Origin of the sequence: Herbaspirillum sp. C9C3 (assembly GCF_013359625.1) — a bacterium.
GTDB lineage: Bacteria > Pseudomonadota > Gammaproteobacteria > Burkholderiales > Burkholderiaceae_D > Herbaspirillum.
On sequence record NZ_JABFMQ010000008.1, the window covers coordinates 202,079 to 208,228 of the forward strand.

Here is a 6,150-nt window from a genome sequence, read left to right on the forward strand (position 1 = left end):
CGGCCGCTTGCGGGGCCGTCCCTTCCTTTTTCTGCATGCGGATGTGCAGCTTATTTCTTCACTTCATCCTCGATGTGGGCACGGATGATGTCGGCGAAGCTGGCATCGGCCGTAAAGCCCAGCGCCTTGGCGCGCTTGGCTTCGAAGGCGCCGGGCCAGGAGTTGACGATGCGTTTGATGGCTTCGTCTTCCTTCCACTCGATCAGTTGCGCCACCTCCTTGCCGGCCACTTGTTCGAGGGCATCGACCATCTCCCTGACGGTCACGCACAAGCCGTCGATGGAGAGGAAGCGGGCCAGACCGAGGTCGGCGCCATTGATTTCATGACCATGGATCAGGTTGGCGATGGCCTGGCGCGGCGACATCAGCCACATGCGGGTATCGGGCGTGACCGGGCAGACCGAGGGCTGGCCATTGAGCGGTTCGCGGATGATGCCCGAGGCGAAGCTGGAAGCCGCCTTGTTGGGCGCGCCCGGACGCACCGAAATGGTCGGCATGCGCAGCGCCCGGCCATCGATGAAACCCTTGCGCGAATAATCCTGCACCAGCAGTTCGCCCATGACCTTCTGTGCGCCGTAGGAGCTCTGCGGCATCAGCAGGGTGTTGTCCGGGACCACGGCCGGCAGCTCGCCGCCGAATACCGCCACCGAGCTGGTAAAGACCACGCGCGGCTTGGTGCCCAGGGCGCGGGCGCGCTCGAGGATGACGCGGGTGGCGTCGAAGTTGATCTTCATGCCCAGGTCGAAATCGGCCTCGGCGTGGCCGCTGACGATGGCGGCCAGGTGGAAGATGGACTGCGTTTCGGGCGTGATGACCCGCTCGATCACGGCAGCGTCGGCGATGTCGCCGGTGACGGCTTCAATGCGCGGATCATTGAATCCCTGGGCCGGTACCACATCCAGCAGGGTGATGCGCTTGATGGCTTGCGGCTGGCCGTCGCGGCCGGTCAGTGTGCCGCGCTGCAGCAGCTGGCGCGCCAGTCGGCTACCCAGGAAACCGGCGCCGCCGGTGATGACGATGTGCATGTGTTCTCCTCGTGATCTGTCGTCGGAATAGGGGGATATGAACGCTTGAGCGAAACCCGTGCTGCGCATTATAGCGGAAGTTGTAATACAACTTTGAGAATATGAAGCGTAAGTCACAAAAGCCCATGCCTGCGCGGTATCATGCGCGCCATGAAGACTTCATCCTCCTCCAGGCCGCAGGCGTCGGCCCTTGGCTCGATGGCGACGGCCGCGCGTGGCAAGACCACGCTGGCCGACCATGTCACCAGCGTGCTGGCGCAGCAGATTCGCAGCGGGGAATTTGCCCCTGATGCACGCTTGCCTTCGGAGATGGAGTTGACTGAACGATTTTCGGTGAGCCGCACGGTGATCCGCGAAGCCATTTCACGGTTGAAGTCGGAAGGACTGGTCGGCTCGCGCCGGGGCAGTGGCACGGTGGTGCTACCGGTCACGCAGGCCACGCCCTTCCGGCTGGATCTGAAGGTGGATGACGGCCGCGACTCCATCCAGGCGGTGTTGCGGGTCATCGAGCTGCGGCGCGGGGTGGAAGGAGAGATGGCGGCCCTGGCGGCGCAGCGCCGCACGCGGGCGCAGAACCTGGCGATCCGGCAAGCCTTGCAGGACATCGATACGGCAGCAGCGGCGGGGCGCGATGGCGTGCAGGAAGATTTTGCCTTCCATGCCGCCATTTCCAATGCCTCGCACAATCCGCTCTACACCTCGCTGGTGCAGTTCCTGAGCCAGTTCCTGCACGCCGCCATCCGGGTGGCGCGCATGAACGAGGCGCGCAGCAGCGAGTTCGTGCAGCAGGTGCGCGCCGAACATGCGGCGCTGGCGCAAGCCATCAGCGACGGCAATGCCGAGGCCGCCCGGGCGGCGGCCTTGCGTCACATGGAGAATTCCGCCCAGCGCCTGCAGGCGGCCGACAAGGCTTTCTGGGCCAGTGCACAAGGGCAGGCGGCGGCGCGGGATCTGGCGCGGGTGAGGAGTGGAGGGTGAGCTCGGCGCTTCATTTGCTGCCCGGACAACAGGCATAAAAAAACGCTGCACCAGGCAGCGTTTTTTATTGGCACCGGCAATGATCAGCCGCGCACGACCTTCTTGTATTCGTTGGTGCGGGTGTCGATTTCGATGTCGTCATCCTGGCTCACGAACAGCGGCACCATCACGGTGATCTGGTTGGCTTCGATGGCGTTTTCGATCTTGGCTTCCTTCAGGACGTTGCCCGAGGTGTTGCCCTTGACGGCCGGTTCCGAGTAGGCAACCTTGCGCACGATGGTGGTCGGCATTTCGACCGAGATGGCCTTGCCTTCGTAGAAGACGGCTTCGCACTGCATGCCATCCTTCAGGTAACCGATGGCGTCGCCCATGTTCTCGCCTTCGATTTCGTACTGGTTGTACTCTTCATCCATGAAGACGAACAGCGGGTCAGCGAAGTAGGAGTAGGTCACCGGCTTCTTGTCCAGCACCACGACGTCGAACTTGTCGTCGCCACGGAAGACGCTTTCCAGCGGGCTGTTGGTCAGCAGGTTCTTCATCTTCCACTTGTAGGTGAAACCGGTGCGGGAAGAACCGTTGACGTCCGAGCGCAGGACGATCATGGGCTTGCTGTCGACCATAATGATGTTGCCGACGCGGATTTCTTTTGCAAATTTCATAGCGATGTGTCGTGAAAAGTAGGTTTTTTCAAACTGTCAGTAGCCCACTGGTAAAACTTCACCGCAAGCCCACGTTCGATTGAATTCCAAATTGCGTTAGTTAAAACGATAGCCCGCTATTTTAACCCATTTTCGGCAGTCTTCCAGTCTTCGGCGGCCAGTCGCGCGGCGAAGCTCAGCAAATTGTTCATCCAGTCGCCATTTGCCAACATCTTCTGTACCCATTGTTCTGCTTGCTCGTTCAATGCCGGCAACTGCGTTTGCAGGGTTTGCCAGATGGCGTGCCAGTCCGGCTCACCCGGACAGGCGCCGTTCCAGGCGCGGTTGAGGTCGGCTACGGCCGGTGTGGCCGGGTCATAGATGTTCAGGAAGGCATTGAGCTTGGTGTGGTGCAGGTTCTTGTCCTGGTGGTAGATGTTCCAGATGAAAGGGCGAGCGGCCCATTGTGCCCGTACGAAGGAATCTTCACCCCGCACGAAATTGAGATCGCAGCTCCACAACAGTTTGTCGTAATCCGTCTGCGGCACGAAGGGCAGCACGCGTACGGTCAATGCACCCTGTGTCGCCACCCTGCCGGCGCGCATCGGTGTGCCAAAGAAGGCCTCGATCGCAGCGCGCCCCACGCCTTCCGGCACCAGGCAGGTGATGGGGGCCGGCGAAGCTTGCCAGGCCGCAAACAATTCGGGGATCGGGGCGTAGTCGTAGCAGAACAGCGAGACCTTGCAGGCCTGCGCCTCTTCTGGTGTCACGCCCAGCCTGGCCAGGAAGGCCGGTCCTTCGTTCGCGGCCAGGAAGGCCTGCCGTCGGGCTTGCAGGTCGGCTTCGAAGCTGAGCCCGCCGGTGCGCTCATTGAAGCCGGGAAAGAAGAAATACTTGGTCAGCTTCAGCGCGCGATGCGGGGATGGCAGGGTGTGGCAGCCTTCGACCCAGGCTTCGGCTGACAAGCCTTCCAGGTTGAACCAGACGGGTTTGGGCGAGCGCTGTGCCATGGCTTCCACATAGCCGGGCGGAATCTCGCAGCCGAAGAATTCAATGACGATATCGGCCACGTCGTCCGGCGTGAACTGGCCATCCTGGCCACGCCAGTGCAGGACTGTCACGCCGCTGAGCTCTTGCGCATGCGCCTGCGTGTCTACCGTGGGCCAGATGCGCCGGAAGCTCACCAGGTCATCCACCCACAGCCGCACCGCCAGCCCGTGCTCGTGCGCCAGCTGCCGCGCCAGGCGCCAGCAGATGCCGATATCGCCGTAGTTGTCGACGACCTTGCAGAACAGGTCCAGTGAGCGCAGGGGATTGGGGTGGGAAATCATCGATATGCAGAAAAAAGCAGAAGCAGGCCGCATGATACCGGCTTGGCCGCGTGGCGGATGAAGGGAAATGAACGAGTTGGAAAAATTTTTTCAAATTAAATAGCTTGCAATTCAATTTTGAGCAGTTTAATATGCAGCACATGGACAAGACGCAGACAACGAATCTCCCCGACGCACTGATGGACGAAGCCCTGCTTCTGGACAATCAGCTGTGTTTCGCGATGTATTCGGCGTCGCTGGCCATGACCAAGGCGTACAAGCAGATCCTGGCCCCGCTGGAGATCACCTATCCGCAATATCTGGTGATGCTGGTGCTGTGGGAAAGGGATGGCATCACCGTCTCGGAGCTGGGCACGCGTCTGTTTCTGGATTCTGGTACGCTGACCCCCCTGCTCAAGCGCATGGAAAGCATGGGTTTGCTTCACCGCAATCGCGATGCCGGCGATGAGCGCCGGGTGGTCGTGAGCCTGAGCGAGGCCGGTCGCGCCCTGCGGGAAAAGGCCAAGGCCGTCCCGCAGCAGATGAGCTGCATGCTGCCCGCGCTGGACCGGATCAAGGCGCTGGTGGTGGAATTGAAGCAGGTCCGCAAGGGCCTGGTCGACGCTGAAAATGAATGAAAATGTAACAAGCTTTGTGGTTTATATTGTGCGCAATAATATAGTTAATTATTTATATCGTTGACGCCGCCGCAGGGAAGGTCGCAAGAACGCAGCACCGCAGCATTGGAAGTGAAGCAGCAAGACAATCTGGCAAGCCGGTGATGAACGAAAGAACGAAAGCGAATCTTTCGACATCCCACCCCTCAAACGAAACCCGCAAGGGTGACGACAACCTGAACTTTGAAAGGAAATACCATGCCCTCGAACAAGATCGAAAAAGCCCTCTACACCGCCACCGCTACCGCCACTGGCGGCCGTGAAGGTTCGGCCAAGTCCTCCGACGGCGTCCTGGACGTCAAGCTGTCCACCCCCAAGGAATTGGGCGGCGCCGGTGGTAACGGCACCAACCCGGAACAACTGTTCGCCGCCGGTTACTCGGCTTGCTTCCTGGGCGCGCTCAAGTTCGTCGCCGGCCAGGCCAAGGTGGCCCTGCCTGCGGACGCCAGCATCACCGGCAAGGTCGGCATCGGCCAGATTCCGCAAGGTTTCGGCATCGAAGCCGAACTGAACATCTCGCTGCCGGGCGTGGACCGTGCCGTGGCGCAGGATCTGGTGAACAAGGCACACCAGGTGTGCCCGTACTCCAACGCCACCCGCGACAACATCAACGTGACCCTGAACCTGGTGTAATGCCTTCAGGGGAGGCGGGGCCGATACGGCTCCTGCCTGCGCTGGTCAGTCTGAAAGAAAACGCCGCTGCGTCCCTGAGGTCGCCGCGGCGTTGTTGCGTTGGAAGGTGTTTCAGCAGGCCCGATGTTCGTGGCGCAACAAGCCTTGCAGCAAGGTACGCGCGATGCAGCGATGAAAGGGCATGATCGCGGCCAGGTAGAGTTTGCCCATCCAGCGCTTGGTGCGCACGACGGTGGTCACGATGAGCCACTGATCGTCTGCGGCCTGCGCCGCCGTGTCCGGAGATTTTTCCACGCACAGACGGAAATCCAGATGGCTGTCATCGAGCCCCATGACCACGCGCGCCGGTTCGGCCAGCAGCAGCGGAAAACCCGCCGGCGCGCCATGGTCGCCGGCGCGCTTGAGACCCAGCGGTGCCACCAGGCGGTCGCGCAACTGCATCAAGGCGCTGATCCAGGCCGGCTGCGAGGCCATCATGCGTTCGGCGATCTCGGTGCTGTTCAATTGCGCCAGTTGCGGCGTGAGGCGGATGCGGTAGCTGTCGGCGAAACCGGCACCCGGCAGCAGTGCCCAGTGACGGGCTGCGGGGGCGACTTCTTCGGCGTGCGGGGCAGGGGAGGCGGGCATGATGATCTCCAGGCAAGTTGAAAAAAAGCCGGCAGCGACGCTGCCGGCCTTGCTCGCGGGATTACACGATCACGCGAACTTACCTGCCGTTGCGCCGCTGCTTTTCCGCCGCACGGGCGCTGGCGAAGCGTTCGTGGGTTTCCTCGGCCTTGCGACGGCCGAAGGCATAGTTGGCTTCCAGCCACATGACGTTGATGATGCCGAAGGCCAGTGCCAGGCCGATGCCGAGTATCCAGGCGAAATACCACATGATGTTCTCCTC

8 protein-coding genes are annotated in these 6,150 nt (G+C 61.4%); 3 read left to right on the plus strand and 5 right to left on the minus strand.

The window, feature by feature from the left end; genetic code table 11:
- Positions 1-50: 50 nt before the first annotated feature.
- Entirely contained in the window at positions 51-1,025 is a 975-nt protein-coding gene (denD, locus tag HNO82_RS10750) for a D-erythronate dehydrogenase (protein WP_175343695.1), read from the minus strand.
- A gap of 141 nt (positions 1,026-1,166) precedes the next feature.
- On the opposite strand from denD, the gene HNO82_RS10755 reads away from it, so the two are divergent.
- Positions 1,167-2,003: a FadR/GntR family transcriptional regulator gene (locus tag HNO82_RS10755; protein ID WP_175343696.1), complete on the plus strand. Its 837-nt coding sequence runs from the start codon at positions 1,167-1,169 to the stop codon at positions 2,001-2,003.
- A gap of 83 nt (positions 2,004-2,086) precedes the next feature.
- On the opposite strand, the gene HNO82_RS10760 is transcribed toward HNO82_RS10755, so the two are convergent.
- Positions 2,087-2,662, minus strand: coding sequence for an elongation factor P (locus HNO82_RS10760; protein ID WP_008330187.1), 576 nt, complete (start codon positions 2,660-2,662; stop codon positions 2,087-2,089).
- A 116-nt stretch (positions 2,663-2,778) separates the two neighbouring features.
- Positions 2,779-3,972, minus strand: coding sequence for an elongation factor P maturation arginine rhamnosyltransferase EarP (gene earP / locus HNO82_RS10765; RefSeq protein WP_175343697.1), 1,194 nt, complete (start codon positions 3,970-3,972; stop codon positions 2,779-2,781).
- A gap of 131 nt (positions 3,973-4,103) precedes the next feature.
- Here earP and HNO82_RS10770 point away from each other — a divergent pair, with 131 nt between their 5' ends.
- Positions 4,104-4,589: a MarR family winged helix-turn-helix transcriptional regulator gene (locus tag HNO82_RS10770; RefSeq protein WP_008330183.1), complete on the plus strand. Its 486-nt coding sequence runs from the start codon at positions 4,104-4,106 to the stop codon at positions 4,587-4,589.
- 237 nt (positions 4,590-4,826) lie between these two features.
- Positions 4,827-5,261 (plus strand): organic hydroperoxide resistance protein, encoded by a 435-nt coding sequence (locus tag HNO82_RS10775; RefSeq protein ID WP_008330181.1) that lies wholly within the window; start codon positions 4,827-4,829, stop codon positions 5,259-5,261.
- 111 nt (positions 5,262-5,372) lie between these two features.
- Here HNO82_RS10775 and HNO82_RS10780 read toward each other — a convergent pair whose 3' ends face one another.
- Both HNO82_RS10780 and cydX read right to left on the minus strand, forming a co-directional pair.
- On the minus strand, positions 5,373-5,888 hold the full coding sequence (locus HNO82_RS10780; RefSeq protein ID WP_175343698.1) for a DUF2867 domain-containing protein: 516 nt from the start codon (positions 5,886-5,888) through the stop codon (positions 5,373-5,375).
- Positions 5,889-5,967: 79 nt separating this feature from the next.
- On the minus strand, positions 5,968-6,150 hold a 183-nt coding region (gene cydX / locus HNO82_RS10785; RefSeq protein WP_249776979.1), incomplete at its 5' end, for a cytochrome bd-I oxidase subunit CydX.

Coding starts and splice junctions, on each gene's coding strand:
- HNO82_RS10770 (WP_008330183.1), top strand. CDS start 4,104: ATGCAGCACATGGACAAGACGCAGACAACGAATCTCCCCGACGCACTG.
- HNO82_RS10780 (WP_175343698.1), bottom strand. CDS start 5,888: ATGCCCGCCTCCCCTGCCCCGCACGCCGAAGAAGTCGCCCCCGCAGCC.
- denD (WP_175343695.1), bottom strand. CDS start 1,025: ATGCACATCGTCATCACCGGCGGCGCCGGTTTCCTGGGTAGCCGACTG.
- HNO82_RS10775 (WP_008330181.1), top strand. CDS start 4,827: ATGCCCTCGAACAAGATCGAAAAAGCCCTCTACACCGCCACCGCTACC.
- earP (WP_175343697.1), bottom strand. CDS start 3,972: ATGATTTCCCACCCCAATCCCCTGCGCTCACTGGACCTGTTCTGCAAG.
- HNO82_RS10760 (WP_008330187.1), bottom strand. CDS start 2,662: ATGAAATTTGCAAAAGAAATCCGCGTCGGCAACATCATTATGGTCGAC.
- HNO82_RS10755 (WP_175343696.1), top strand. CDS start 1,167: ATGCGCGCCATGAAGACTTCATCCTCCTCCAGGCCGCAGGCGTCGGCC.